Raw genomic sequence first — 26,129 nt, forward strand, 5'->3', positions numbered from 1 at the left:
ACTTATAAATAAATTGCTAAATTAGAATTGGCTGTGTTTCAACTATTAAATATCTTAGTTGAGGCAAGCGAGTCAGGGATTCTTCTACTCCGCTTCTTGTTGCCTTGCACTTTAATTACTTTGATCGGCTTAAGTTTAGTGAATTTTGGATTAGATGCTGTAGCACGAGCTAAACAAATGCATCAGATTCCATGTACTCAATGTCGTTTCTTTACTAACGACCATCGTTTAAAATGTACCATTCAACCTCAAATTGCTAATACAGAACAAGCAATTGATTGCTCTGACTTCCGTTCGGATTGATAATTATCTTAGGTTTGTTTAATTAGTTAGTAGTGTCAAAGATAGTTGCGAGAGTTGTTTTTTTCTTTCTCTACTTCCTCGACTAACTCTACCTTCTTTACTTTCCTTGAAGTTAATTTTCGCTATTCAATCGAACTTGATATTATGCTGGTACAAAAACTCAATCAAATGGAAGAATTTATCGCTGGCGATGGTACTCGTCTGCGAGAGTTATTACATCCAGATAAGCAACCGATAGAATTACGCTACAGTTTAGCTCATGCAATTGTTCCTGTGGGACAAACTTCTATTCCCCACGCTTTAACAACTTCAGAAGTCTATTATCTCCTCAGTGGTAAAGGAGAAATGCACATTGAGGACGAAACTCAACTGGTAGAAGCTGGAGATGCAGTGTATATTCCTCCCAATGCCAAACAATACATTCATAATTGCGGTGATGAACCTTTAATTTTTATCTGTATTGTCGATCCAGCTTGGCGAAAAGAAGACGAAACGGTTTTTTCTAGTTAACAGTGAACAGTAGGGGTTCTCGCAGTGCCTTGCCCCTACTTTGGTTATGCCCCGTCAGGAGACAACCTCTTTAGTATTAATTAAACGGATTTGATCTCATCTACCAGTAAAACAGTAAGTTGGACTGGTGAAATTGTTCATAACCTTGGTGGTAAAAAACTAATCAAAGATAGTAGAGGAGTTGCTATGGACAGAGATTTAAATGGAGGGCGTGGAATTTTTCTACGCTCATTGGTAGATATACCCAGTCTAAAAGACTGCATTGTTAATGTTAATTAGCAAAATTATATCGGTTATGAATAATATTCATGAGTCAAACAAGGTAAAGCAATAATTTCTCCTTTAGCATCTTCTACTTGAACTTGTAAACCTATTCCTCCTGCTTTAGTACGAAGATAAGCTAACCCAAAATTACCTTCAGAAGTGTTTGTACAGCTAGTTAAAATTCCAACTTTATTTCCTTCTAATATTAAAAGAGTTCCTGGATTAACTGGTGCGGTTAATTTTATACCCCAAAGTTGTTGTTTTACACCTTTATAGGTATTTAAACGAGCAATAGTTTCTTGCCCAATATAACAACCTTTTTCAAAAGAAATAGCGTGCCATAAACCTGCTTCTAAAGGATTATAATCTTCTGTTAATTCTTGATCGGGAATTGGTCTTCCTTGTAAAATTCGTAATTGTGACCAAACGCGATCGCCTATCGGAGTTACACCGATTGTAATTAATTTAGACCAGCAAGCAGCAGCTTCAGCAACAGGAATAATTAACGTATATCCAGGTAAAGCTAAACCATTACCGATGGCAATTCTAATGATATTATTATCAAAGTTAACTAATTGATGGCTATTTTCTGGTTGATTAATAACAGATTGAAGTCCTAATTTGGTTAGAAAATCATCGCTTTGTTTACCAATTAAATTAAAGACAGCATACTCAGTAGAAATATCACTCAATTCTACTTTGTCAAAGGGAAAAATAAACCTGTCTAACCATTCAAGTAATTGTTGACGACGTTGAGGAGAAACTAAAACTAAAACTGCATCTTCAGTTACATAAGCTGTAGCTAAATCTAAAGTTCTTGCTGTAGAAGTGACAAAAACAGTATCGCAACCTTGTCCAGGTTGAAGCTGATTAAAATTATTGGTACTTTGATTATGAAGATAGCGTAATCTATCTTCTCCAGTTAATTTGAGTAAACCCCAGTTAGAGCGATCGCATAAAACTACTTCTTCTTTGGCAGCTATTAAAGCACGTTCATCGTTACCAAAACTTAAAGGTATCTGAGTTTCTGAGTCTAAAATAGCTCCCATTTCTTGTTGAATTTGACGTAATAATTCCATAATTTTGTTTATTTAAATCTTTTAGTTTAATTATCTAATGCGATCGCTTATACTTTCTTTTATTTAAAAAATTTTATGATTAATTCCTTAATTGCTACAATCTAAATTAATTAAGGGTTGCCAGAAGAAAAGAATACCATTTTAGCTAATAACCCAAACAAAGCTAAGAAAATTCCCACTACAAAAGTCCATAACCTTGTATCTTGATCTTTTACTCTGGTTTCTAAAAGACTTACTCTTTTATCTATACCATCAACTTTTTCTGATAGTCCTTTAATATCACCTTTGACACTTTCTATTTTTAAATCGAGATTGCTAATATCTTTTTTTATTTCAGCTTGACTTGAAGCTATTTCTAATTTCAGTTCAGTTTTAACATCATCAATTCTTCTGTCTAGTTGGACAAAGCGATCGCTGATAAAATTTTTTAGCTCTTGAATTTCTGTGTTTGATGATGTGGTCATTGCTATCTTGATATTATGCTCTTGTTGAAAAGCTACTTTTTTAGTTTATCGTCTGTGAGGATAGATAATCTGAAGCCTGTTTTATTAATTGAAATAAAGCAAATTGTAGCGGTCAAGATTTTTTTCTTACTACTTATTACTTAAGAGCAAACCTCTCACCTTAGATTAAATTTTAATTGCTACAATTAGGAGAATTATTTAAAGTACGCTGAGTATGAGCGGTAGGATAAGCAGTTAAAATTACTGTACCATCAGGATTTTTTACTATTCCCCGTGCTGGATAAATTGCCCCTTGAGATGTCATTATTGGTGGATATTGTTCTTGTAAAGCTTTCTCCTCTGCTTCTGTTTTTCTCTGCACCTGAGCATTTGGTTCTATAGATTGACCATCAATAATTAAAATTTCAGAAGGAATTGGTTCAACAGGTGTAGGAGGAACACCACCCCTCCCGTTGACTACAAAAGTATTTTCTCTCCCTGCAAAAATATCTTGTGCTGTTTGAGTAACATTGCAGACTCCAGCCACTATTTGATCTGGTTCAACTATATTTTCTGGTCAGGTAAGTTTTCAAATACTTGTCTCACTGATTTTTGTGCTTTTGCTTCTAGAAATTGCCAATCAACTTCACCTGTATCATCTATTAAACGAGTATCTATTTCTACTTCATGACTACTTTGGTCGTAGGAACTAAAAATGTTATTGGGTAAGGTAAGATAATTCTGAAAACAAACTTGATAGCACAGTTCCCAAATATCAATTTCTATCAATTTTCCTTGACTAGTTAAACAAAGATGATAACCTGGGATAGGGTCAACCACTTCTTTGTATTCTCCCTTCCATGCCGAATTATCGAGTTGTTTGCGAATATTATCCAGAATTCTAATTAAGGCTGGTTGCATCAGCATTTGTGCTTGTTCCCATGCCTGTACGGTTTTAAATTTTGGTTTCATCAATCTTAAATTATTATCTCTAAAAGTAAGCATAGTACATTGCTACGCTGTATTTTTACGGGTTCTATTTCCCGATGCAAAATCGGCTAAAAATACGGTCTAGAACTGATTCTGTAACTTCTTCTCCCGTAATTTCGCCTAGAGCTTGAATTGCTCCTCTTAAATCAATTGTCCAAAAATCTAAAGGCAAATTTGCTTTGATGGTTTCTTGAACTTGTTCTAAGGATTGTTTGGCTTGAGTTAAAGCTGCTGCTTGTCTTTGATTGATGGCTAGCTCTAAATTAGCTGCGGTAGTTTCGCCAGTTTGCACCGATGCTAGAATTGCGGTTTCTAAGAGATCGATTCCTTCTTGATTAGCAGCAGAAGTAGTTACAATCTGCTGGATTTCTTGAGGATAAATGATTGTTTCTGGGGAAGCCAAATCGACTTTATTAATAACTAAAATTAGGGGACGATGTTTAACTTGAAGATAAATCTTTTGATCTTCTTCCGTCCATCCTGCTTCAGCATCAACTGTTAGTAAAACTAAATCGGCTGATTGGGCTGCTTTTTGCGATCGCTCTACGCCAATTTTTTCCACTGTATCAAACGTATCTCTAATTCCTGCGGTATCTAAAACTTGAATCGGAATCCCACCAGCTACTAAACTCGATTCAATTACGTCACGGGTAGTTCCAGGCAAATCCGTGACAATAGCGCGATCGCATTTACTCCAAGCATTGAGTAAACTTGATTTTCCCACATTAGGACGACCTACAATTGCTACTTTGATTCCATTCCTGAGTAATTCTCCTTGATTGGCAGTGGCAAGGATATCTTTGACTTGTTGTAAAACATCTTTGAGTTGTTGCCGAATTAAGTCTTCATTCAGGGGTGGTAAGTCTTCTTCAAAATCAATTCTGGCTTCTACTTCTGCCAAAATATCTAAACAAGTAGCTCGTAACTGACGGATCGGATGAGCCAGTTTACCTTGTAATCCTGCTAAAGCAACCACCGAAGCAGCTTGAGATTGCGCTCCTACTAATTCTGCAATACTTTCGGCTTGAGTCAGATCAATTCGACCGTTTAAAAATGCCCTGAGTGTAAATTCTCCTGGTTGAGCTAATCTTGCTCCCTGTTCTAAACAAAGTTTTAACACTTCTTGTACAGGGATAATACCACCATGACAGTGAAACTCAACCACATCTTCACGAGTAAAAGAACGAGGCGCAAGCATCAATAACAGCAAAGCTTCATCCACTAATTCCTTAGTGTCAGGATGACGAATATAACCGTAGAGAAGACGATGACTTTCCCATAACTGTTTACCAGGCGCATCAAATAAATTGCGGGCAATATTTACCGCTTCTTCTCCCGAAAGACGCACAATACCAATGCTACCCTGTTGAGGCACAACGGCTGTCGCGATCGCAACAATAGTTTTTCCTGTTGTAATTGTCATAAGCTATGAAGGCAGAAGGCAGAAAATTTAAAACCTTATTATGTATTACCTATTACTTTCTGATAACTGGTAACTGGTGTACAGACGTTCCATGGAACGTCTCTACTGGTAACTGTTTATTCTTCTTCCGCTACCTGCTTGATCCCCCTCTCCGAGGGAATAGCTGCAATAATCGCATCGATCACTTTACCAATCGGAACAATTTCTAAACCCACATCATCGGGAAAACTCTGTCCTTTCGGCACAATTGCTCGTTTAAAACCTAATTTAGCTGCTTCTTTAAGTCTTAACTCCATTTGGGAGACTAAACGAACTTGTCCACCCAAACCAACTTCCCCAATTAAAACCGTGCGAGGATCAACAATGCGATCGCGGAAACTAGCAACTATAGCGATCGCAATACCTAAATCGGCTGCGGGTTCACCGACATTTAAGCCTCCTGCCGAAGCGACATAGGCATCGAGTTTAGAAAGAGGAATGCCTACTCTTTTTTCTAAGACGGCTAAAATCTGCTGCAATCGATTGTAATCTACTCCTGTCGTCGAACGACGGGGAGAAGTGTAGCTAGTCGGACTAACTAACGCCTGCAACTCTACTACAATCGGACGAGTTCCTTCACAAGCAACGATGGTTGAAGTACCAGGGGCTAATTCATCTCGGTTGCCTAAAAACAGTTCCGAAGGATTGTCTACTTCAACTAAACCCTTATCTGCCATTTCAAAGATACCAATTTCATGAGTTGCTCCAAAACGATTTTTCACTGAACGTAACAGACGATGAGAAGCGTAACGATCTCCTTCAAAATACAACACAGTATCGACCAAATGTTCTAAGACTCTTGGCCCTGCGATCGCTCCTTCTTTGGTAACATGACCAACAATTAATAAGGTAATATTCTCTCGTTTCCCTACTTGCATCAAAGCGGAGGTACATTCTCTCACTTGGGCGACTGAACCAGGTGCAGAAGTAAGAGAGGCAAAATGAAGAGTTTGAATACTATCAATTACTGCAACTTGAGGTTTTAATGACTCTAATTCCCGAAGAATTTCTTCTAAATCTGTTTCTGGCATTACATAAAGATTATTTTCATCAATATCTTCTCTTGTTTTTGCTTTTTTGTTTGATTTGTTATGACCATTTTGATGCACTAAGGGTTCATCTTCTTCAACTACCCCTACTCCCAAACGAGAAGCTCGTAATTTGACCTGTTGTCCTGATTCTTCGGCAGAAACATATAGAATACGGGGTAAGCTTACCGATAACTGATTAGCTACTTGTAATAATAAAGTCGATTTACCAATACCAGGATCGCCTCCAATCAACACCAATGAACCAGGAACAATTCCCCCGCCCAAAACCCTGTCTAACTCTCCATATCCTGAAGGAAAACGAGCTTGGTTATTGTTATTGATCTGAGAAAATTTCAGTGATACTCTTGGTTGGGCTGGAGTATCTGCTCTACCCTGAGAACGAGTTCCAGATTGCCAACCTCCACGATTTCCCGTCGTAGGACTAATTTCAATCGGTTCTTCAGAAATTGTGCCGTAGGAATCGCACTCTTTACAATAACCATACCATTGAGTATATTCTGCACCACACTCACTACAAACATAAATTTGTCGGGATTTAGCCATGAGGATTTTTAAAAAAAATATTAAGAAAACTACAAACAATAGTCAATTAATGTTTAAAACTGTGACAGAATCCTCAACGGACTCAAAAATAAAGTAAATCTGAAAAAAGCCAATTTTTGGCATAATAAAATGCACACTCAGACTAATTAAATAACGTGAAAGCGATATTCTAGAAACACAGGTACTCAAAATTTAACTTATAGATCAGATCGGTAATCTAATTTAAAGAAGGAGTGTGGAGTAACTTGGAAACACATAAAGAAAAAATTCTAGTTGTTGATGATGAAGCTAGCATCCGTCGTATTTTGGAAACACGGTTGTCCATGATTGGTTACGACGTGGTAACTGCTGCTGATGGAGAAGAAGCTCTAGAAACTTTTCGCGTTGCTGAACCAGATCTTGTCGTTTTGGATGTCATGATGCCCAAATTAGACGGATATGGTGTTTGTCAAGAATTGCGAAAAGAATCTGATATTCCTATTATCATGTTAACTGCTTTAGGAGATGTCGCCGATCGCATTACAGGTTTAGAATTGGGTGCAGATGATTATGTCGTCAAACCCTTTTCTCCCAAGGAGTTAGAAGCCCGAATTCGCTCTGTTTTGCGTCGAGTTGAAAAAAATGGTGCGCCAGGCATTCCTAGTTCGGGTGTGATTCATATCGGTTCGATCAAAATCGATACCAACAAACGACAGGTATATAAGGGAGATGAAAGAATTCGTCTCACTGGAATGGAGTTTAGTTTGCTAGAATTACTGGTTAGTCGTTCTGGTGAGCCTTTTTCCCGTTCAGAAATTTTACAAGAAGTTTGGGGTTATACTCCCGAACGTCATGTAGATACTCGCGTAGTTGATGTTCATATTTCGCGTCTTAGAGCTAAATTAGAAGACGATCCGAGCAATCCCGAATTGATTCTCACTGCTAGGGGAACGGGCTATCTTTTTCAACGTATTCTCGAACCAGGAGAAGACTGAATTAGCCATTCACACTACCAGTCATAGGTAAAGGATGAGTAAATCCGATCCAAATCGAGTCTTACGGTTGTTACCGATCTTTGCTGGCGCGTTGGCGGGGATACTGTTGCTAATCAACCGTTTATTAACTGTACAGTTAACTGACTCTCAGGCAAGATCTGATGCTTTGGGAATCATTGAAGGTGCTGTACTAATTTTGGTTGGTTTAATTTGGCAGCAGATTCAACCGCGATCGCCAGATGCCGTTACTTTAATTGGACAAGAAGGTTTTGAATTAGCCCAGCATTTGCCATCAGAAGTTAAAACTGAATTGGCATGGGCTTCCCATTTATTATTAACTAATACAGTTACGCGATCGCTGGTAGTTTATGCTCAAGGACAAACTTTGTTAAGAAGAGGTATTTTAGGGCAGAATTCTCAAGTTAAACCAGGTGCGATCGTACAAAGAGTCTTAGATACCCAAAAGTCGATTTATTTGGTCAATCTGAATCTTTATCCTGGAAAAATTGAATTTGATTATTTACCAGAAAATACTCAAGGAGTTATTTGTCAACCGATTGGCGATCGCGGTGTGTTGATTTTGGGGGCGAATGTTCCTCGTAGTTATACCAAACAAGATGAAAAATGGATTGAAGGTATTGCGGATAAATTGGCAGAAACCTTAAAGAATCAAGTTTAAAACATTAGAATCGAATGTGATGGTTTTTGTGGATTGTTAATTGTTGATAGTTGATTGGTAACTGATTACTGGTAACTGGTAACTGTTTTAATTGCCACAACAGTGATCAATACCTAAACTGTCTAAAATAAGATCGCTCACTGCATTAGCGATCGCAAATTCACCATAAAAACTTTGACTAAAATCAAAAGCTTGCATTTCAGTAACAATGGCAATTACTAACGCACCAAGATCGTTTTCTCCTTCTAGACGTTGCCTAACAAAAATTTGTGATGCTCTTTGGGCGATTTTTTCATTGACTGCTTCAGGAATAAATTCTTGATCAAGCCAATTATGTAAAGAGCTTTTTAACCATTCTCCTTCTTTATCGGGGTCTTGGATCGGTGGTAAAACTATGGATGGAATAGGTTGAGGTTCTTCTCTCATTGGTAACTGATTTGATAACTGACCACTGGTAAAAAGATGTTATTCAATATCTCTTCAATTATAGAAGGATACAGTCAAGGCTACTTTCTGATGGCAGATGATGAGGAAGGGCTAAATTGGTATTCTACTCGTCAGCGTACTTTAATTCCTCTTGATGATCGTTTTCGCTATCCCAAATCTTTGCAACCAGTACTTAATCAGAATAGGTTTTCTGTTGCAATTAATCGGGATTTTGAGGCTGTTTGTGAAGGATGTGCCAATCGAGAAACTACTTGGATTTCTGCTGAGTTAAAAGAAATTTATTTAGCTTTATATCACGCTGGTTGGGCATATAGTTTTGAAACTTGGCAAGGAAACGAGTTAGCTGGAGGAATTTTAGGGATGGCTATTGCAGGAATGTTTATTGGTGAGTCGATGTTTTATCGCATCGATGATGGTTCAAAAGTTGCGATGGTAAAATTAGTTCAACATCTTCGCCAACGAGGTTATTTATTTTTTGATGCTCAATTACAAAATCCTCATTTAGAACGATTTGGTTCGTATGTAATTAGCTTAAAACAGTATCAACGTTTATTAACTCAAGCTTTAAGGTTGCCTTGTCAGTTTAATTAATTAAATTACTCCATCCCCAAGCTAATAAAATTGCTACGATCGCTCCAATTAAGGTATTAATAATATTAACCATTTCATTGGTTAACCACGACCAATTTGATTGCCAAGTTGCCCCGATCAAACTTTCAATGGTAGTAGCTAGAAAAGCTGCGATCGCACACCAAAGAATTCCCAACCCATCAATTGTACCGACTAACCAAGCAATAATCGCGATCGCTAATGAACCAACTATACCAGCTACAGTTCCTTCTAAACTTACTGCGCCTTCTGTGCCTTTTGGTACGGGTTTTAAAGTAGTAATCAAGAAAGTATGTTTGCCATATGCTTTACCCACTTCACTAGCAGTAGTATCGGAAAGTTTGGTACTAAAACTAGCTACATAACCTAATAAAAATAGTTCTTGTAAGAGAGAGTTAACAAATAAGGTGGTAACAGCGCAAATTGTGGCGATTAAAGCTGAACCCCAAACATTTTCTGGTCCTCGCATTCCTGAACGCTTTTCTGCTATTCCTGCTGCTTCTTTTTGAGTCATGCCGATTCGAGTGACTGCCGAACCAACCAAGAAATAAAACATGACAATTACATATCCTTGCCATCCCAATATTCCCCAAACCAACACGCCTAAAATCCAAGCATGAAGGTAACCCATTGGAGTAAGTAATTTTTTCGGACTAATCCAAGCAAAACTGATTAAAAAACTATTTAATCCTACTGCTACTAACCAAGGATTGAACCAATTAATTGTAGAAAACATTAGTCCTCTAATTTCAAGATGTTTTTATTCACCTAATAAAATATACAGACTTTTTGTGATTAAACTTCTTTAGTACTAAATTAATTTTGAGACCCTAAGCTTGTACTCTTAATTGTACCATTTGTGCTATTAGGATTTTGATGATCTTGCTGCCTGGTATGAGCTACGCTGAGACCGCACTTGTTGAAAATCTAAATTTGGAAATTACTAATCCACAATTAACTTTTCTTTTCAATATACTCGCGCCAATAAACTATTTTTCCGTCTTTTAGTTCAAAAATAATTGCATCTTCTGCTTGAGAATTTTTACCAGTTTTTTTATTGCGATCGCTCCAATTCCACTCTACCGCACCTTGAAATTCGTCAATAATTATTCGTTTAATTGTTACTTTTGTGTTAGTAAATTGCTCAAAATAATCTTCGGCTGCTTGTTTGATTACTTCCTTTCCTTCAAACTTAGTTCCAGCAGCTATAAAAATAGCATTTTCAGCAAAATCTTGCACAATAGCTGATGAATCAGCATTTTCCCAAGCATAAGCTTGTCTTTCTACCATTGCTTGAATAGCTTGTTCTGAATTCATCTGCCCTAAAAATAAAAATAAAAAAGCGACTAACGGTAAAACTTGTGCCATGATTACAAAAAAATCTTGCCTAAATTTTACTACTTTTTACATAATTAATTACTAATTATGAGGGATGAATAATCAACAATCAGCTATTAACCTCACCGAAAGTGCGCGTAGCGACCAACCATTAGCAAAAATAAGGGCTTTGATTATATTTTATGAAATTGATAACTACTATATTTCAAGTTTCTTTTTACAAATAAAGTATGGTAAAACACAATAAGAAAAAATTGAGATAACAATATAACTAATTAATAAAATCCATACCTGTTTGCTTTCATCTCTAACTTTTAAGTTACTAATTATTTTTTCGTAACTAATCTTGACAGATTTTCCTACAATATTTTTTCCAGTAATAATATTGTAATACAAATAATAAAAAGTATAGAGGACAAGTAGATAAATACTTAAAGAAATTGGATGATAAACAATTAAACTTAAATCATTATATAACAAACATTGTTCTTGAATCGAGTTAAATAAACAGTTGGTCGGACTAAGTTTACTTAAACTAGAAACACAAAACATTATTATTAAAAAGGTAGGCAAATAACAAAGAATTGGATGGTAAATAAACTTTTTAAAACCATTTAACATTGTTTGACTCTTTTTGATCGGCTGCTTAAAATTTTTACATAGGTTTGATAAAATATTTTAAAATTTCCTTCAAGAAAAATTAAAGATTGTTTAATGAGATTTACTATTTTTACTTATTTTTTTTAAGTTAATTGCTACAATAATTATCCTTACGTTAGTTTCCCTTTACATATTTTTAAATTAGTAAAATAGTATTATAATTGGCGAGTTATAGCGATCGCTAATAAATATACCTGTGAAGCTAATTTCTCACCTACGAACCTCACCAAAGACTCGACTCAAACTTGGTAACACCCCTTGTCTGCGCTAATACTCATTCCACCAGTAAATCCTTCTGCCCTCGTTAAAAAAAAATTATTCTAGCTATTGACTTAAAAATCAACTTAGCTTTAAGATAAAAACAAGTTGATTAAAAAATCAAACTAATTAATTTCAGACTTATGATCAAAAACTAACGATTCATCTCACGCGTTAGATAAATTTCAGCTATCAAACAGGAGAATAGTATGCTCGTAACTGCATCGCAAGAAGGCAGAGAAAAAATTCTCGTAGCCTTTAACAAATTATTAAATGAATATCAACAACAACAAACCAAAGTAGCGACTAAAGAAGAAGAATTACAACAAACTATTAATCAAAAACTTTTAACACAAGTCAACGAATATACAGTTAATAATATTATTAACGGCATGGCAGCATTACAATTAGATTTTAGTAGTGTCGTTAATGAATTAACTAGTAAATTAAACCGAGAATCTAATAAATTAACCGAATTAAAACAAGCTATTATAATTGAACAAAAAAAACTAGAACAACTACGTAAAATAAAATTAATTGCTGATGCTTTACATCTTTTAAAACAAGAACATCAAGAAAAAATTCAACAAATACAAATTCAGGCAACTAATCAAAAAGAAGCTTTAGCTAAAGAAATAAACCAAATTAAAAAACAATGGGCAAAAGAACAAGAAGAATTTAGCTTAAAAGTGACAGAAGTAGCAGAATTATTAAAACAAAAACGACAGCAAGAAGAAGCTGATTATCAATACGAAATTACTAGGCAAAGACAAATAGAAAGAGATGATTATCAAGAAGATAAACGTCAACAAGAAAGAGAATTAGCCGAAACAGCACAACAAAAAGAACAAAATTGGCAGGTAAGAGAAGAAAATTTAGCCGAACATAAAAAGGAATGGGAAGCAAATCAACAAAAAATAGCGACTTTTGCAGATAAAATTAAAGAAGAAGCTAATAAAGCTAGAGTAGAAGCAATTAAAGAAGCGGACAGAAAAGCTAAAATTCAACTTGATTTGCTTGAAAAAGAATGGGAAGCAAATCAACAAGGATACGAACTCAAAATACAAGTTTTAGAAACAACGATTCAGAAACAAACTGAACAGATAACTGAATTAACCACTCAACTGCAAACAGTTAATTCTCAAGCACAAAACTTAGCTCTCCAGGCTTTTCAAAGCAATGCTAATTAATCAATTAAAGGTAATTAATTATGACAATTAATTCTAAAAGTACTAAAGCTGAAATTTTGCAAGCCTATAAAATATTAGAAAAAGATAAAAAAGCATTAGAGTCCGAAATAAAAAAAGCAACTAGTAATTCTAGTGCTGTTATTAAAGAAAATCATCCTATTAATCAAACAAAAGCAACCTTATCATCTAAAAATATGGAACAAACTATTAAAATTTTAGAAAAATTGCAAACTGATTTTGGAAGTTCAGTTGGTAGTTTTTCTGAACAATTAGTAGCAGAAGCAATCTCATTTCAAACTATACAAGAATCGATTTTTACAGAAAAACAGCAACTAGAGGAACTATATCAATTAACTGAGATAAATGAAGATACTATTAATGATTTAATTAAAACTTATCAAATCAGTGCCAAACAATTTGTTGAAGAATTAACTCAACAGCAAGAAAATATTGAACAAGAAATCGAATCTTTAAAACAAGCTTGGGCTAAAGAAAAAGAAATTTTTACTCGCACTATTAAAGAACGCAATGAAAATTATCAAAAAACTAAACAAAGAGAAGCAGAAGAATATCAATATAATTTAGATTTACAAAGAGATTTAGATGAAGAACAATACGAACAACAAAAAAAACATTTATACCAAGAATTAACTACGGCTCGTTTACAATTAGAAAAACAATGGCAACAACGAGAAGAAATTATCACTCAACAAGAACAAGAATATACTGAAGCTAAAAACAAAGTAGCTACTTTTGAAGAAGAATTAAGAATAAAAATAAAACAAGCCGAAGAAGAAGGGAAAGGTATTGGTAATTATCAAGCCAAAATTAAAGCAGATTTACGAACTAAAGAAATAGAGGGACAAACCAAAAACTATCAGTTAAGAATACAAACATTAGAACAAACAATTCATAATCAAGAACTTAGAATTGATAAACTGTCCCAACAACTCGACTTAGCTCTTAAACAAGTTCAAGATTTAGCGGTTAAAGCTATTGAAGGTACATCTAATCGCAAGTCTTTTGAAGCAATGAAAGAAATTGCTTTGGAACAAATAAAAAATCAACCAAAAAGTAAATAAATAGATGTTGATTTAATTAAAGTTTTCTAGGGGTAATGTAGGGATAGATTGAACTTTTATCCCTATTTTTCTTGAATAAAACCTTCAATCATTAACTTGATCAATAGCTTGTTGAATTATTTGTTTTTGTTCTCGGTCATATCCCCAACGATTGAGAAATTTTTGATAATCTCCTTCTCCTGTCCATAGACTAATTTGTAATTTACGTAAACTTATTTTTATTTGTTCAAGATTTATTTGTTTAATTAAATTAAGAGTACGTTGAAGAACTTTTTCTGAACCTAATGCCATTATCTCTTGATGATTACGACGATGAGTAATACTCATTGCTGCTGACATAGCAAGATTTTTGATCAATAATTCACTAACAATTTCAGGAGCAGATTTTAAGCCACGAATAATACCTAAACAAGGCAAATCCGCTAACAAAAAATCACTGGTAAGATAACCAACAAAAAAACCTCTAGCACTACCTTTATTTTTGATTAAGTTAGTTATTGCAGAGGTAATTTCTTCATCGCTTAATCTATTAGCTTCAATCTGAATCATTAAAGCTTGAGTATTAGCGATCGCTTCTTCAAAAGACATAGATGTTGATATTTTATCTGCCAGTTGATTCATAATTTAACTCTCAATGTGTTTTGGGTAAGTGATAGATTGAAAAAAAGCAAATATGTTAATCATTGAAAAAATCTTAACAATTTCTCCTTTGATTAGTTCGTTTGTTTTAGCTCCACACCACACATTAAAACTTTAACTTGACTTTCCTGGTCTATTGTTGATTAGCCTTATGGGTATAATATATTATCAACATTTTTATCGATAGAAAACTAGTTAGGTTAATTTTTTGAAATTTTTTTGATTAAAGATTGATTTGGAGACAAATTGTACAGCTTAATTTGCTCAGAATTAGGCTAATAATAGTCTTGGTGTTACTTAATTTTATTGATAGAACCCAATAATATCTTGATAAGGTAAAGAAAATGCTAAGAGAGAGTCAAAAACTTTTCTAATGCCTCAATCATGGTTGGTGGCCAGCGACGATTATTTCTAACCCAATTAAGATCTTGATAGCGATGATCTAAACCGACTGTTGCTACCCAATTACTTTCAGCCTCTCCTTGGAAACCTGCCACCCATAAAGCTGCGGTTAAAGCTGCCCGAGGATCAGAAAATAAAGGATATTTACGGACTAAATTACGCAACTGACGAATTGCCTCATCGCAGTTTCCTAGTTGATAAGTACTAAGAGCTAAGTTAGCACGAGCCAAAGCAAAATTAGGAACAATTTCTACCGCTTTTTGATAATCGTTCAAAGCTTCTTGCCAAAGCCCTTGTGCTGCTTTAACATTACCACGATTATTATAGGCTACTGCATCATTAGCATTGATCGCTAAAACATGATCGTAATCAGCTAAAGCTTCTTGCCAAAGTCGTTTAATTTCATATGCAATCCCACGATTAAGATAAGGATCGGGATATTGAGGAGCTATTTTAATCGATTGATTAAAATCTGCGATCGCTTCATCTAGGCGATTTTGAGCAATGCGAGTATTGCCTCGATTACTCCAAACAGCAGGATTATTTGGAAATTGTTCAATTAACTGAGTCCAATAGACTTCCGCTTGAAGATAATTGCCTTGTTCTATTTCCTGTAAAGCTTTTTGAGCGGTTTCCTCTCCTTGATTAAGTTGCTGCTGCGTAAAAGAAGATAATTCCGAAGCTTGTACAGAAGCAACTTGATTGATATTGAAGAAGGAGAGAAAACAAATCCCAATTAAAACGATTAACCAACGAATCATTGCATCTCAGATTTTATTTTTAAGTATTTATTACTTATTATGATCTTAGAGATGCCTTGTAGATCGAGATCAAATCAATTTGGTTGAGATAGATAGACAGTTTAACGCACAGGAGCTTTTTTCGGGCTAAGCGAAGTACCTCCAAATCCTTTTAAGCCAAGCCAACCAATTACAATATAGCCAATGGCTAACATTAAACTACTTAAACCAGTGCGTAAACCTTGTTTAATAGCTTCAGTTTTAGCACGACCTTCTCTTTCTAGCTTTTGATCTCGTAGCTGAGTTTGTAATTCACTTAGTCTAGCTTCTAATGCTTCAGGATTTTTAGCCAATTCACGAAAGTTTTGAAATTGTTGTTGGGTTTCTTGTAAACGTTGTAGCTGCTGAGGATTAAGAGTTTGTCCTTCAACTTTACCACTACTAATAGCTTGATCGATTTGTTTGAGTTGGGCTTCCAATTGTTGTAGACGTTGAGGATCTTGAGCTAAAGCATTAAGCTGATCGTATTGTTCTTTAATTCTAGTTTCAGCCTGATCCGCTCCCTGTTGAATTTGATTGATAGCATTATCACTAGCTAAACGAAGATTATTTAAATGTAAAGGAACTAAAAGCAAAAATAATAAGCCAAGGAGACTAGCTAAGATAAATACTGGTAATTTGACATCAAAACCAGATTTTTTAGGTGTATTACTGAGAGTTGCTTCAATCCAAACAGCAACTAAAATAAAACTTATGCCAACCATAGGAACAATTCCGCGATCAACAATTTGACCAGTAAAACTAATTTGCCATTGAGAATCTAATGGCTGAAAAGGAATTGCTAAAGTGAGGTAATCGAGTAAAGCAGAAATAATCAAAATTAAGCCTACTATCTTAAGACATAAAGACGTAAATTGAGACGTACTTGTGTTATTCATGGTTTGATTTTTAGAACTACTAAATAATTGTGTTTAAGAGTAAACGCAGTAATAACTGATAAAGTAATAACGATAAACAAGCTAAATGGATTGGTAATTGTTTTAAGAGCAATTCAAAAATTTCAATCCAGATAAGTTTAATTGAGTTTTAACTTGCCCATCTTAACTTGTCCACTATTTGGCTAAGCTGTGACACAAATATATGCTTAAGTTTTAGTCTTTATTTTCCGAGGAGATTTTAGGATGGTAAGAGTCTAAAAAATGCCATCCCATTATTCCCAAATCTCACCAAGCTCAAATCATCATGAATAAAAAAGTTGAAATATTAAAAGATAAAAACGCTTTAATAGAGCGATCGCTTTCGCTAGTAGTTACCAAAATTCAACAAGCTATTGAAAGCAGAGGAAAATGTACTATTGCTTTAGCTGGAGGCAATACGCCCAAACCTTTGTATGAAGCTTTAGCAAAACAATCTTTTCCTTGGGACAAAATTGAGGTGTTTTGGGGTGACGAACGTTATGTTTCCGCAGATCATTTAGATAGTAATCAACTGATGGCACGCCAAGCTTGGCTATCAAAAGTTGATTTTCCTGAAACCAATATTCATCCAATGTCCACTACAGCAGGAGAACCCGATCTCGATGCCCAAAGACATGAAGCCGAATTACAACAATTTTTTCGACTTGCTCCTGGCGAATTTCCCCATTTCGATCTAATTTTATTAGGAATAGGAGATGATGGTCATACTGCTTCTTTGTTTCCTCAAACAGATGCTTTAACGGTAACAGACCGATTGGTAACAGTTGGAAATAAGCAGGGCGAACCTCGTTTAACTTTTACTGTACCTTTACTTAATCATGCTCGTTGTATCGTTTTTATCGTCAGTGGTGAAAATAAGCGTCCCGCCCTTAGAGAAATTTTTGCACCTCAAGGAGATGAAATGATGTATCCTGCTCGTTTAATTCAACCTGAAGGGGAACTATGGTGGTTGTTAGATCATTCTGCTGGGGCTGAATTTGATGGAAATCTGACTTAAAATATTCGAGACAAAATAATAATTCAGTTTTTTTTTTACTAAAAATTCTGGAAAACTAGATTGATAAAACTTAATTACCTAAAACACCTATGATTGTCTGTCCAAATTGCAATCATCAAAATCCAGAAAGTTCGATGCAATGTGAAAATTGCTATACTCTTTTGCCTCAAACTACTAGCTGCCCTAATTGCGGGGCCTCTGTACAAACTGATGCTACTTTTTGTGGTCAATGTGGTTTTAATCTTCAAGCAGAAAATCTCGCTCCTACTCCAGAACTTTCTGAAACCTTTGTAGGCTCGTCTACAACTGGTGCTTCCTCTACATTAATTAATCCTTGGGATGATGAGGAGATCGAAACAATTCCTACGCCCGAACCTTGGCAAACTCATGAAACCGAGGTGATGTCGCCGACATCAGGGTTTGAGGATTCTTGGGATGATGAAAATTTAGCAGTAGAAGATTTAGAGGAGTTGGAGGAATTGGAGGAACTTCCAGAAACAACTTCTCCTTTAGTTGATTTTGAGGAAGAATTATCAGCAACTTCGCAGAACAACCCCATATTTACTGAACCTGAGCCAAAATTAGCAGAAAATCTTGATTTTGAGCCTAGAGTTAATCAAGGGCAACCACTTCCATCACCTCAACCTGTTGCTGAAGCATCACCACCACCATCACCACCATCTCCGCCATTGCCACCACCACAACCATTTTCTCCAGGAGGAAAAGTGAGTTCTGCCACCCAACTCCAAATTCAGCAAGCTAGTCTGCTTCATGTCCAGACCAATACTACTTTAGAACTTCCTCACAATTTATATGTAATTCATATTGGCAAACCAAATAGTCAAATCCCTCCCGATATTGACGTTTCTGGTTTTCCTAATTCCGAAGTCGTCTCACGAATTCATGCTGATATTCGGGTTGAGGGAGATACTTATTTTCTGGAAGATGTTGGTTCTTCTAATGGCACTTATGTCAATCACAGTCCCTTACCACCTGGAAATCGTCATCGCTTGAGAACTGGCGATCGCATTTCCTTGGGCAAAGGCGATTTAGTGACTTTTATTTTTCAACTTAATTAATTTGAGTCAAACAATGATGTATTCAATTAAGAATTATGGAGCAACTTTTAAAAGTTTCTAAATGACTAGCGCAAAGCTAAGTCGGATTGGAGGGTTAAATTCAGATCGCTGTTGGGATCGATGGAAATGAGTTCTACTTGTTTTCTGCCCAACAGCCAACCTGCTGCTGCACCTATAGCACCACCACCGAGAACTTCTTCTGTAGCGATCGCTCTATCTCCAGTAACTCCCGAAACTACTGTGGCTGCTGCTGCACCTATCGCAGCACCTTTAAGAATTCCACCTGCACTTGCTCCTCTTCTAACGGTTTCGGTACGAGTAATAGTTTGAGAAGTAGCATCAATAGATTTTCTAGTGCCATCGGAGAAAACTAATTCTTGAGCAACAAAACGAGAACCACCATTAGTTGGTTCAATTTGACCAACAATTTCTGTTCCATAGGGGATCAAAGTAACGCGGTCGCGATTTCTTAAGTTAGCTGCCACTTTTAGAGTTAAAGGAGCAGTTTCTTCTTTAGTTACTAAAATTTTTTCTGCATCTTCATAAAAAACAGGAATTTCTGCTCCAGCAGGAATGATCAGCTGGCTAGGTAGATTAGGATTAGGATAGTTGTTACGATTAGGTCTATTTTGTGAAGGAAAAAGTTGAGCGGAAGCAGGAGCTAAACTAACTAATGGTGTAATGGCAACCATACCAATAGTTAATGACATTAGCAAAGAAGTAGCTGGTTTAAAGTATCTAGAAGCAAACATAATTTTCAAGATTTAATTTTATTGATTGATTATCTCGACGCAGAGCTATTTATCATAGTTCCTGGTAACTTTGGGATTCAATTCGGTTAGCAAAATGCTGTTGAATATAAGACCTGATTTGATTACTCATCTGTAGTTATGTTAAAACAAAGACCAGTACCTCAACCAAAACACAAAAGAGGTTCTCACAAAATTTGGTTAGGACTAAGTTTTAGTCTCTGCTTGCTAACTGTGATGGTTTGGCTATTCAAAACTCAGCAACCAGAAAAATCACAACAGCCTTCTCAAGTTTTACCATTAGTTAGCCTTTCTCCTGAGCAAAGAGATGTTCGTTTAAAAGCAATTATTCAGAGTAATTCCCCTTTTTGGAAAAAATCTGAGGTAACTAAAAGCGATCGCTCTCGGGCGCGTTATCTTTTGGCTGTAGATTTATTAAAAGCACAACGAGCAAAAGCTGCTTTGATTTATTTAAAAGACTTAGAAAGGAATTATTCGGTTCTCGCTCCGCAAATTCTGGTTCAACAAGCCAATGCTTATCAATTGCTGAATCAATCAGCCCAAGTGCAGCAAGTGTATCAACAATTAATCACAAAATATCCTGATTCTTTGGCAATTCCAGAAGTTTTGTTTTGGTTGAGTCACACTGATGTTTCTTATCAACAACAACTAATTGAAAAGTTTCCTTATCATCCTCTAACTCAAAAGCTAGTTCGTCAGCTACTTCAACAAGATTCCAATCAATTACATTTATTATTATTGTTAGCTAAATATAGTCGTGAGCCTAATACTGAGGAAATTAGAGATCGTTTAGTTCTAGAATATCCTGCACAATTAACCCCTGAAGATTGGGAAGCGATCGCATCGGGTTATTGGCGTGAAGAAAAATATCGTAAGGCTGCTGATGCTTATACTTTGGCTCGTCTGACTCCTCGTAATCTCTATCGGGCTGCTAGAGGTTTTCATCTGAACGGGAATTTTTCTGAAGCTATTAGAAGTTATCAACGCTTAATTGACGAGTTTCACGATTCCAGAGAAACAGGATTGAGTTTACTTCATTTAGCTTCAATTTCTGGAAGTGCAGAAGCGATCGCTTATTTAGAAATGGCAATTGAGAAGTTTCCTGAACAAGCACCCCAAGCTTTATTATCTCAAGGATTGATTTATGACGCACTCAAACAGTCAGAGTTAGCTAACCAAGCTCGACAAAAATTGTTGCAACAATATCCTAATTCTGAAGCAGCCGTAACTTATCGTTGGCAAGAAGCGCAGAAGTTAGCAGTAAAAGGAAACATTCAAGGTGCTTATTCATGGGTGCAACCTTTGATTAAAATTAAGGGTAATCTCAATCTGGAAATTTTGCCTAAAGCTATCTTCTGGGCAGGAAAATGGGCTAAACAATTAGGATTTGTCGCAGAATCTCAACAAGCCTTTCAAAAAGTCATTACTATTTATCCTCAATCCTATTATGCCTGGCGATCGGCAGTAAAATTGGGTTGGCAAGTGGGAGATTTTGATGATGTGCGTGCTTTTAATCCCGCTTTAGAGTTTCCTGAATTAAATCTAGTTCCTTATACCAATTCCGATACTATCAAAGAATTATTAGTGTTAGGACAGTATCAATCTGCGTGGAATCTCCTGGAATCAGAAATTAAACAGCCTCAAGAACTAACTGTCTCAGAACAATTTATTGAAGGGCTACTTTTACTCAAATTGAGGCAAATTTCGGCAGGAATTAATCAAGTTTGGGATTTAGCTCAACGGGAAAACCCCCACGAACAACAAAAATGGCAAGCTCTTAGAAAAACACCAACTTATTGGTATGCTTTATTTCCTTTTCCTTATCGAGATGAAATTTTGACCAATTCCCAACAAAGTAAAATCAATCCTTTATTAGTTGTGGCAGTGATGCGGAAAGAATCAACTTTTGCACCTGAAATTAATTCGCGAGTTGGTGCAGTGGGTTTGATGCAGGTTGTTCCCGAAACTGCTCAATGGGTAGCAGCACAAATCAATCTTGCCGAATATTCTTTAAAGCAACCCGAGGACAATATTAAGATTGGAACTTGGTATTTAGCTCATAATCACGAGCGTTATCAAAATAATTCTCTTCTTGCGATCGCTAGCTATAATGCGGGAACAGGTAATGTTAATCAATGGCTACAACAATATAATACTCAGGATTTAGATAGTTTTGTAGAAGACATTCCTTTTCCTGAAACTAAAGATTATGTAGAAGGAGTGTTTAGCAATTATTGGAATTATCTACGTTTATATGACCCTCAAGTTAAACAACAAGTGGCTAATTATCTCAAACGTAATAAATAATTTCGCTTTACAACTTGACAAAATTAGTACATCTAGTCTCACCTGTTGGTGGTTTAGCACAAGCACGAATTTCTGTATTTTTACCAGGCCCCATATCAGCATAGTGCCTATTCCATCCGTCTTTGGCAACTGTAATTTGACCGTAGATGTTGCCTTGACGATCTTCTACATAATGAACGGATCGATAAGGAGCTTCCGATCTTGCCCAAGTAGCATGGCAACGTTCAGAATAACGCAACTCTACCTTATAGGCAACTAGTTGTTCGTAAGCAAGCTGATAGTTACCAATGTTAGAGGTGATAGTTTTGGCATCGTTATCACAGTTATTATCAATTGGGTCGCGATTGAGACAAGTTAAATTATTACATAGTGGTGCGTTCTGAATTTTGTTGGTGGTAATTCTTTGATTTAAATTGTTACCAAAATTGAATACACCAAAAATTGATAACGGTAAAACAATTAAGCTTAAACTAACAGGAACATTTAATCTCAAACGTTTTTGCCATTTTTTCAGGAAATTATTTTTTGACTTTTGAGCCTTCGTTAAAGCAGCTAAAATTACTTGAGTATTAGCTGGACGTTTTCCTGGTAAATGATGCATCAGCGAATCGAGTAGATCTGCCAACGACTCTGATACAACAGGTGCTGCTTGATGCCAAAGCAATTCTCCTGTTTGCAAATTTTTTGGTAACTCTTGAGGATGTTTACCTGTCAGAAGATGAACCAAAGTTCTGCCTAAAGCAAAAAAATCTGATTGAGGTAAAGCACTGCCATCAATTTGTTCTGGTGCCATGTAACCTGGAGTACCAATACTAGTAATGCCTTGATTTACTCCTATCTTACCTAAATAAGTTGCAGTAACTCTTCTGGCTGCACCAAAATCTATGAGAGCTAATTTTCCATCGGGTTGGAGAATAATATTAGCTGGTTTGATATCGCGATGAAAATATTGTTTTTGATGTAATAGAGTAAGTATTTCTAATAATTGTTTAAGCCAATCAAAAGCTTGTTCGTTAGTAATTGGCTGTTGACTTTGTTGTTGTAGCCATTGTTCGAGATTTAAACCCTCAATTTTTTCCATCACCAAGCAATATAGCGGTTTGGTACTCCACCTCACTTGAGTCACAAAGTATCCTTCTGGTTGTACTTGAGGAATACCAGAATGATTAATTTGTTGTAAGATTTTCGCTTCTTGCTGAAATAATTCTACAGCTTTGGGATAGCTTGTCAGTAGAATTTTTAAAACTTTATTAGTTTGGGGAAATTTGCCATCCTTAACTTCTACAGTTAATGCTAGTTGACTTTTTCCTAACAAACTGACACCACGATAACGTTGTTGAATGATTAAATTAGCACCGCAATATTTACAAAACTCGTCGTCATTATTTTCCTGGTGAGAATGAAGACAATCAGGATTAAAACAATAACTCATATCAATTTAATAATAAGAATTTAAATACTTTCTTATCACAGGTTGAAGAGTATAGAAAGTTTGATTATGTTCTTGAACAGTTTCTAACAGCGATCGCCGCCTTAAACAGTCAAGCAACCCAATCATTTCTGAACAACGCATTGATAAAGTTGGTTTTGCCATCAACTGCGGAATTGAGACTAATTGATTTTCTTTTGCGATCGCACAAATCAAAGTTTTTTCTGCATCTGATAAACGATGATATTGTTGGTCAATTACAAATTCTAAATCCCCAAGAAATAAAGTATTTTGGCGCAAAAATTCAGATATACTACCATTAAAAACTTCTTTAATCGTTGTAGCGACTATTTTTAAAGCGAGGGGATGACCGCGATAAATTTCAATTAACTCATCCCAACGTTCTATTTCTGATAATTGCTTGTCTTCAAGTAACTGACGTGCTGCTGTAGTTAAACCTTGAAGTTGCAAAGAACGGATTGATGCCGAAGCACTTTCTAGTATGGCTAAATCTTTCGGTTTTTCGTTCCCAATTAGCAATAAACAGCTTTGATGTTCTAATTGAGCGATCTGACGAAATAATTCACCGTACATTTGATGCTCATCTTGATATGGTTGGGTCGCATTTCCCGTTGCCAAAATTGATTCTATTTGATCAAAGATCAACAAACAACGACTTTGACGCAATTGAAATAGTAATTGAGAGATTTTTTGAGCAACTGTAGCTTCAAAAGTTTGTCTGTGTGCAGTCAACACTATAGCTTCAGATAGGACAGTTTCTATCGATGGTGCATGAGCTAGACTACGCCAAAAGATATAATCAAATTCTTTTTGAAACTGTTTAGCTAAGTGTACAGCGAGCGTAGTTTTACCAATACCACCCAAACCATATAAAATGATTACTCGACAGCGTTCTTGAATCAACCATTGCCGTGATGTTTCAATTTCAGCTAGTCTTCCATAACAAACCATTCCATCAGGTGCTTCTCCCCAATCTTGTCCTGAATATTGAACTGTTTGCTGTTGACTAAGTTTGATTTCTCCTACATTTAATTCTGCTACTGCCGTCTGAGGTTTGGTAAAAATAGCTAGTAACTGACTTGGTTTAAGTTCTAAAACCTGAGCGATCTTAGCTAATTTATCATGCCCTGGTTTTTTGATTACACCACTAATCAGTTTACTCAGATAGGTTTTATCAATTCCAGTCTGTTGGGCGAGTCGATAGGCATTGATATTTTTTTTCATGAGTAACTGTTTAAATATCTCGCCTGCCAAATAACTATTTTGAAATTTTGTCACTATCGGTAATTGGGTTAATTGAGCAACTACAAAAATTTAAAAACAAACAATATCTAATCTCACTCCAAGTTAATGATGGTTTTTTATGCCAAGAGAAATTTTTTGTAATAAATATTTAAGTTTTTTTAGATAAAATTATTCAACCTGAAAATCATTCAACTAGTTGAATTTTTTTGAGGATTTTAAGCAACTTTTCATTTTCTTACTCAGGAAGTTATAAAAAAATAAGAATATCTTTGAAGGAGATTAAGTAATGATCACAGTTAAAGCTTTTTGGAGAAATAATGCGCTACCTGCCCAAAAAATTAAAATTGCTGTTGCATTCAATGACTTTTTTGGAGGTGGTGTAACTGATGATAATGGTGAGATTGATTTTGATTTAGAACCAGGACACGGACAAATTTTTTATCGAGGTTGTCCTATTTATATTGGAAAAATTGATGAAATTATAACTATTCATATTTGAAAAACTTAATAATTCAATCTAGGCAAAATTTAGACTATTTATTTATCAGGATGACAATATTGGTCAAGCAAGATTAATTTTCAACCTATGCTTGGAGGTGGTGATGGCTATATAACTTCAACAGGTCGTCAATTAGATTTAGTTTTTTCTATCCAATAAATATTTAGCAATTATTATCAATTCTCTTCTTTTTAGGAGAGATAATTTTTTATTATTTATTGTTAATTGTTGGATATTTTTCTCTAAATATTTTATTGATTGATGTTATTTTTTTAGAAAAATGGGAATAATAAATCCAGAAAAACCTAGCAATTTAATTTCGATCTCGAATCTTTATAGGTTTATTTTAGATGAATCTAAAAATCTTGAGATTAATTCAACTTTAGATACAGCCGATTACTTTCTTAGCATCAATCGTCGTGAAGATAATTTGAATACTAACTACAATCTTAGTTTTATATCTACAGCCGATCCTATCTCAACCGTTTCCGTCACAGCACAAGATAGCGAAGCCAAAGAAGAAGGAACTAATGCAGGAAAATTTAGAATTACTCGCGATGGCGATACTTCAGAAGCACAGACAGTAAATTATGTAATCGCAACAGGAGGCGGTCAAGCAGTTAACGGCGTTGACTACGAGAAATTATCTGGTTCGATAACTATTCCCGCAGAACATTTCTATGTCGATCTTTTTGTTACTCCCATTGATGATAGTGTGGTTGAACGCACTGAAAAAGTAACTATCACTCTTAAAGAAGTTGATGGCGACATCGGTACGGGAACAACCCAAACTGCTACAGTTACTATCGAAGACAATTAGAAATTTAAAACCTAATATTAGTGTAAGGGCGAACAGTAGTTTGCCCCTACAAAAATTATTGATAAGGTATCAAGCATTAATTATCTCGGGTGTTGAATTAAATAAAATAGGCTCAAAATGTAACACTATTATTTGTTCTGGACGTAAACCTAAAGATTCATAAGTTTGTCCCTCCGCATCGCTAAATTCTACTTCAAAAGCTTTACCATCAGCTAAAATTTCTACAACAGTTCCTACTTGACCTCGACACAAATTTTGTTCGGGTAGATTTACTGTTAACGCGACTACATCAAGTAGTTTAATATTATCGCTTGTCATTTT

The 26,129-nt window shown here is 35.5% G+C and carries 30 protein-coding genes; 14 read left to right on the forward strand and 16 right to left on the reverse strand.

Annotated features, from left to right (window positions below; genetic code table 11):
* The first annotated feature begins 33 nt into the window (after window positions 1-33).
* From STA7437_RS03390 to STA7437_RS03400, 3 genes are all read left to right on the forward strand, one after another.
* Window positions 34-303, forward strand: coding sequence for a hypothetical protein (locus STA7437_RS03390; protein ID WP_015191971.1), 270 nt, complete (start codon window positions 34-36; stop codon window positions 301-303).
* Between the two features lie 144 nt (window positions 304-447).
* Window positions 448-813, forward strand: a complete 366-nt coding sequence (locus tag STA7437_RS03395; RefSeq protein WP_015191972.1) for a cupin domain-containing protein — start codon at window positions 448-450, stop codon at window positions 811-813.
* 90 nt (window positions 814-903) lie between these two features.
* Window positions 904-1,092 carry a hypothetical protein gene (locus STA7437_RS03400; RefSeq protein ID WP_041619115.1) on the forward strand — a complete coding sequence of 63 codons (189 nt, stop codon included), beginning with the start codon at window positions 904-906 and terminating at the stop codon, window positions 1,090-1,092.
* Between the two features lie 14 nt (window positions 1,093-1,106).
* Here the strand turns inward: STA7437_RS03400 and ygfZ are convergent, their stop codons facing one another.
* From ygfZ to radA, 6 genes are all read right to left on the reverse strand, one after another.
* On the reverse strand, window positions 1,107-2,156 hold the full coding sequence (gene ygfZ, locus STA7437_RS03405; protein WP_015191973.1) for a CAF17-like 4Fe-4S cluster assembly/insertion protein YgfZ: 1,050 nt from the start codon (window positions 2,154-2,156) through the stop codon (window positions 1,107-1,109).
* A 110-nt stretch (window positions 2,157-2,266) separates the two neighbouring features.
* Window positions 2,267-2,620, reverse strand: coding sequence for a hypothetical protein (locus STA7437_RS26820; protein ID WP_015191974.1), 354 nt, complete (start codon window positions 2,618-2,620; stop codon window positions 2,267-2,269).
* 172 nt (window positions 2,621-2,792) lie between these two features.
* On the reverse strand, window positions 2,793-3,146 hold the full coding sequence (locus STA7437_RS03415; RefSeq protein WP_015191975.1) for a hypothetical protein: 354 nt from the start codon (window positions 3,144-3,146) through the stop codon (window positions 2,793-2,795).
* Window positions 3,147-3,163: 17 nt separating this feature from the next.
* Entirely contained in the window at window positions 3,164-3,604 is a 441-nt protein-coding gene (locus tag STA7437_RS03420; protein ID WP_015191976.1) for a hypothetical protein, read from the reverse strand.
* A 31-nt stretch (window positions 3,605-3,635) separates the two neighbouring features.
* Complete coding sequence (mnmE, locus tag STA7437_RS03425; RefSeq protein WP_015191977.1) at window positions 3,636-5,012, reverse strand: tRNA uridine-5-carboxymethylaminomethyl(34) synthesis GTPase MnmE; 1,377 nt, start codon at window positions 5,010-5,012, stop codon at window positions 3,636-3,638.
* 116 nt (window positions 5,013-5,128) lie between these two features.
* On the reverse strand, window positions 5,129-6,646 hold the full coding sequence (radA, locus tag STA7437_RS03430; RefSeq protein WP_015191978.1) for a DNA repair protein RadA: 1,518 nt from the start codon (window positions 6,644-6,646) through the stop codon (window positions 5,129-5,131).
* A 245-nt stretch (window positions 6,647-6,891) separates the two neighbouring features.
* Between radA and rpaB the strand changes: the two genes are divergently transcribed.
* Both rpaB and STA7437_RS03440 read left to right on the forward strand, forming a co-directional pair.
* Complete coding sequence (rpaB, locus tag STA7437_RS03435) at window positions 6,892-7,620, forward strand: response regulator transcription factor RpaB (protein WP_041619119.1); 729 nt, start codon at window positions 6,892-6,894, stop codon at window positions 7,618-7,620.
* 34 nt (window positions 7,621-7,654) lie between these two features.
* Complete coding sequence (locus STA7437_RS03440; protein ID WP_015191980.1) at window positions 7,655-8,299, forward strand: cofactor assembly of complex C subunit B; 645 nt, start codon at window positions 7,655-7,657, stop codon at window positions 8,297-8,299.
* 87 nt (window positions 8,300-8,386) lie between these two features.
* On the opposite strand, the gene STA7437_RS03445 is transcribed toward STA7437_RS03440, so the two are convergent.
* Complete coding sequence (locus STA7437_RS03445) at window positions 8,387-8,725, reverse strand: hypothetical protein (RefSeq protein ID WP_015191981.1); 339 nt, start codon at window positions 8,723-8,725, stop codon at window positions 8,387-8,389.
* A gap of 36 nt (window positions 8,726-8,761) precedes the next feature.
* Between STA7437_RS03445 and aat the strand changes: the two genes are divergently transcribed.
* Window positions 8,762-9,337 carry a leucyl/phenylalanyl-tRNA--protein transferase gene (gene aat / locus STA7437_RS03450; protein WP_015191982.1) on the forward strand — a complete coding sequence of 192 codons (576 nt, stop codon included), beginning with the start codon at window positions 8,762-8,764 and terminating at the stop codon, window positions 9,335-9,337.
* Here the strand turns inward: aat and STA7437_RS03455 are convergent.
* A complete protein-coding gene (locus STA7437_RS03455) occupies window positions 9,330-10,091 on the reverse strand; it encodes a TIGR00297 family protein (protein ID WP_015191983.1) in 762 nt (253 codons plus the stop codon). The genes aat and STA7437_RS03455 overlap by 8 nt on opposite strands.
* A 218-nt stretch (window positions 10,092-10,309) precedes the next feature.
* Entirely contained in the window at window positions 10,310-10,723 is a 414-nt protein-coding gene (locus STA7437_RS03460; RefSeq protein ID WP_015191984.1) for a nuclear transport factor 2 family protein, read from the reverse strand.
* A gap of 64 nt (window positions 10,724-10,787) precedes the next feature.
* Between STA7437_RS03460 and STA7437_RS26445 the strand changes: the two genes are divergently transcribed.
* The 3 genes from STA7437_RS26445 to STA7437_RS03475 all read left to right on the forward strand — a co-directional run bounded on the left by STA7437_RS26445 (window position 10,788) and on the right by STA7437_RS03475 (window position 13,883).
* Complete coding sequence (locus STA7437_RS26445) at window positions 10,788-10,940, forward strand: hypothetical protein (RefSeq protein WP_015191985.1); 153 nt, start codon at window positions 10,788-10,790, stop codon at window positions 10,938-10,940.
* Window positions 10,941-11,820: 880 nt separating this feature from the next.
* The gene (locus STA7437_RS03470) at window positions 11,821-12,801 is read left to right on the forward strand and encodes a coiled-coil domain-containing protein (protein ID WP_015191987.1); all 981 of its coding nucleotides are present in this window, start codon (window positions 11,821-11,823) and stop codon (window positions 12,799-12,801) included.
* Between the two features lie 20 nt (window positions 12,802-12,821).
* Entirely contained in the window at window positions 12,822-13,883 is a 1,062-nt protein-coding gene (locus STA7437_RS03475) for a coiled-coil domain-containing protein (protein WP_015191988.1), read from the forward strand.
* 84 nt (window positions 13,884-13,967) lie between these two features.
* Here STA7437_RS03475 and STA7437_RS03480 read toward each other — a convergent pair whose 3' ends face one another.
* The 3 genes from STA7437_RS03480 to hpsJ-B form a co-directional block, all read right to left on the reverse strand.
* Window positions 13,968-14,504 carry a hypothetical protein gene (locus tag STA7437_RS03480; protein WP_015191989.1) on the reverse strand — a complete coding sequence of 179 codons (537 nt, stop codon included), beginning with the start codon at window positions 14,502-14,504 and terminating at the stop codon, window positions 13,968-13,970.
* A 365-nt stretch (window positions 14,505-14,869) separates the two neighbouring features.
* Complete coding sequence (locus STA7437_RS03485; RefSeq protein WP_015191990.1) at window positions 14,870-15,685, reverse strand: tetratricopeptide repeat protein; 816 nt, start codon at window positions 15,683-15,685, stop codon at window positions 14,870-14,872.
* Between the two features lie 101 nt (window positions 15,686-15,786).
* Entirely contained in the window at window positions 15,787-16,602 is an 816-nt protein-coding gene (hpsJ-B, locus tag STA7437_RS03490) for a hormogonium polysaccharide biosynthesis protein HpsJ (RefSeq protein WP_015191991.1), read from the reverse strand.
* Window positions 16,603-16,906: 304 nt separating this feature from the next.
* Between hpsJ-B and pgl the strand changes: the two genes are divergently transcribed.
* Together pgl and STA7437_RS03500 are read left to right on the forward strand one after the other, a co-directional pair.
* Window positions 16,907-17,638, forward strand: a complete 732-nt coding sequence (gene pgl / locus STA7437_RS03495; protein WP_015191992.1) for a 6-phosphogluconolactonase — start codon at window positions 16,907-16,909, stop codon at window positions 17,636-17,638.
* 89 nt (window positions 17,639-17,727) lie between these two features.
* On the forward strand, window positions 17,728-18,717 hold the full coding sequence (locus tag STA7437_RS03500; RefSeq protein ID WP_015191993.1) for an FHA domain-containing protein: 990 nt from the start codon (window positions 17,728-17,730) through the stop codon (window positions 18,715-18,717).
* Between the two features lie 65 nt (window positions 18,718-18,782).
* Here the strand turns inward: STA7437_RS03500 and STA7437_RS03505 are convergent, their stop codons facing one another.
* A complete protein-coding gene (locus STA7437_RS03505) occupies window positions 18,783-19,469 on the reverse strand; it encodes a hypothetical protein (RefSeq protein WP_015191994.1) in 687 nt (228 codons plus the stop codon).
* A 138-nt stretch (window positions 19,470-19,607) separates the two neighbouring features.
* On the opposite strand from STA7437_RS03505, the gene STA7437_RS03510 reads away from it, so the two are divergent.
* Entirely contained in the window at window positions 19,608-21,794 is a 2,187-nt protein-coding gene (locus tag STA7437_RS03510; RefSeq protein ID WP_015191995.1) for a transglycosylase SLT domain-containing protein, read from the forward strand.
* Between the two features lie 7 nt (window positions 21,795-21,801).
* On the opposite strand, the gene STA7437_RS24640 is transcribed toward STA7437_RS03510, so the two are convergent.
* Together STA7437_RS24640 and STA7437_RS03520 are read right to left on the reverse strand one after the other, a co-directional pair.
* Window positions 21,802-23,226, reverse strand: coding sequence for a protein kinase domain-containing protein (locus STA7437_RS24640; protein ID WP_015191996.1), 1,425 nt, complete (start codon window positions 23,224-23,226; stop codon window positions 21,802-21,804).
* 6 nt (window positions 23,227-23,232) lie between these two features.
* Entirely contained in the window at window positions 23,233-24,468 is a 1,236-nt protein-coding gene (locus STA7437_RS03520) for an NB-ARC domain-containing protein (RefSeq protein WP_015191997.1), read from the reverse strand.
* Window positions 24,469-24,775: 307 nt separating this feature from the next.
* On the opposite strand from STA7437_RS03520, the gene STA7437_RS03525 reads away from it, so the two are divergent.
* Window positions 24,776-24,988: a hypothetical protein gene (locus STA7437_RS03525; RefSeq protein WP_015191998.1), complete on the forward strand. Its 213-nt coding sequence runs from the start codon at window positions 24,776-24,778 to the stop codon at window positions 24,986-24,988.
* Window positions 24,989-25,268: 280 nt separating this feature from the next.
* Entirely contained in the window at window positions 25,269-25,808 is a 540-nt protein-coding gene (locus tag STA7437_RS03530) for a Calx-beta domain-containing protein (RefSeq protein ID WP_015191999.1), read from the forward strand.
* Between the two features lie 69 nt (window positions 25,809-25,877).
* On the opposite strand, the gene STA7437_RS03535 is transcribed toward STA7437_RS03530, so the two are convergent.
* Window positions 25,878-26,126: a DUF4926 domain-containing protein gene (locus STA7437_RS03535; protein WP_015192000.1), complete on the reverse strand. Its 249-nt coding sequence runs from the start codon at window positions 26,124-26,126 to the stop codon at window positions 25,878-25,880.
* Window positions 26,127-26,129: the final 3 nt, after the last annotated feature.

It is taken from the genome of Stanieria cyanosphaera PCC 7437 (assembly GCF_000317575.1).
In the GTDB taxonomy this organism is placed as follows: Bacteria; Cyanobacteriota; Cyanobacteriia; order Cyanobacteriales; family Xenococcaceae; genus Stanieria; species Stanieria cyanosphaera.

Coding starts and splice junctions, on each gene's coding strand:
- STA7437_RS03395 (WP_015191972.1), top strand. CDS start 448: ATGCTGGTACAAAAACTCAATCAAATGGAAGAATTTATCGCTGGCGAT.
- ygfZ (WP_015191973.1), bottom strand. CDS start 2,156: ATGGAATTATTACGTCAAATTCAACAAGAAATGGGAGCTATTTTAGAC.
- STA7437_RS26820 (WP_015191974.1), bottom strand. CDS start 2,620: ATGACCACATCATCAAACACAGAAATTCAAGAGCTAAAAAATTTTATC.
- STA7437_RS03420 (WP_015191976.1), bottom strand. CDS start 3,604: ATGCTTACTTTTAGAGATAATAATTTAAGATTGATGAAACCAAAATTT.
- mnmE (WP_015191977.1), bottom strand. CDS start 5,012: ATGACAATTACAACAGGAAAAACTATTGTTGCGATCGCGACAGCCGTT.
- radA (WP_015191978.1), bottom strand. CDS start 6,646: ATGGCTAAATCCCGACAAATTTATGTTTGTAGTGAGTGTGGTGCAGAA.
- STA7437_RS03440 (WP_015191980.1), top strand. CDS start 7,655: ATGAGTAAATCCGATCCAAATCGAGTCTTACGGTTGTTACCGATCTTT.
- STA7437_RS03445 (WP_015191981.1), bottom strand. CDS start 8,725: ATGAGAGAAGAACCTCAACCTATTCCATCCATAGTTTTACCACCGATC.
- aat (WP_015191982.1), top strand. CDS start 8,762: ATGTTATTCAATATCTCTTCAATTATAGAAGGATACAGTCAAGGCTAC.
- STA7437_RS03455 (WP_015191983.1), bottom strand. CDS start 10,091: ATGTTTTCTACAATTAATTGGTTCAATCCTTGGTTAGTAGCAGTAGGA.
- STA7437_RS03460 (WP_015191984.1), bottom strand. CDS start 10,723: ATGGCACAAGTTTTACCGTTAGTCGCTTTTTTATTTTTATTTTTAGGG.
- STA7437_RS26445 (WP_015191985.1), top strand. CDS start 10,788: ATGAATAATCAACAATCAGCTATTAACCTCACCGAAAGTGCGCGTAGC.
- STA7437_RS03470 (WP_015191987.1), top strand. CDS start 11,821: ATGCTCGTAACTGCATCGCAAGAAGGCAGAGAAAAAATTCTCGTAGCC.
- STA7437_RS03475 (WP_015191988.1), top strand. CDS start 12,822: ATGACAATTAATTCTAAAAGTACTAAAGCTGAAATTTTGCAAGCCTAT.
- STA7437_RS03480 (WP_015191989.1), bottom strand. CDS start 14,504: ATGAATCAACTGGCAGATAAAATATCAACATCTATGTCTTTTGAAGAA.
- STA7437_RS03485 (WP_015191990.1), bottom strand. CDS start 15,685: ATGATTCGTTGGTTAATCGTTTTAATTGGGATTTGTTTTCTCTCCTTC.
- hpsJ-B (WP_015191991.1), bottom strand. CDS start 16,602: ATGAATAACACAAGTACGTCTCAATTTACGTCTTTATGTCTTAAGATA.
- pgl (WP_015191992.1), top strand. CDS start 16,907: ATGAATAAAAAAGTTGAAATATTAAAAGATAAAAACGCTTTAATAGAG.
- STA7437_RS03500 (WP_015191993.1), top strand. CDS start 17,728: ATGATTGTCTGTCCAAATTGCAATCATCAAAATCCAGAAAGTTCGATG.
- STA7437_RS03505 (WP_015191994.1), bottom strand. CDS start 19,469: ATGTTTGCTTCTAGATACTTTAAACCAGCTACTTCTTTGCTAATGTCA.
- STA7437_RS03510 (WP_015191995.1), top strand. CDS start 19,608: ATGTTAAAACAAAGACCAGTACCTCAACCAAAACACAAAAGAGGTTCT.
- STA7437_RS24640 (WP_015191996.1), bottom strand. CDS start 23,226: ATGAGTTATTGTTTTAATCCTGATTGTCTTCATTCTCACCAGGAAAAT.
- STA7437_RS03520 (WP_015191997.1), bottom strand. CDS start 24,468: ATGAAAAAAAATATCAATGCCTATCGACTCGCCCAACAGACTGGAATT.
- STA7437_RS03525 (WP_015191998.1), top strand. CDS start 24,776: ATGATCACAGTTAAAGCTTTTTGGAGAAATAATGCGCTACCTGCCCAA.
- STA7437_RS03530 (WP_015191999.1), top strand. CDS start 25,269: ATGGGAATAATAAATCCAGAAAAACCTAGCAATTTAATTTCGATCTCG.
- STA7437_RS03535 (WP_015192000.1), bottom strand. CDS start 26,126: ATGACAAGCGATAATATTAAACTACTTGATGTAGTCGCGTTAACAGTA.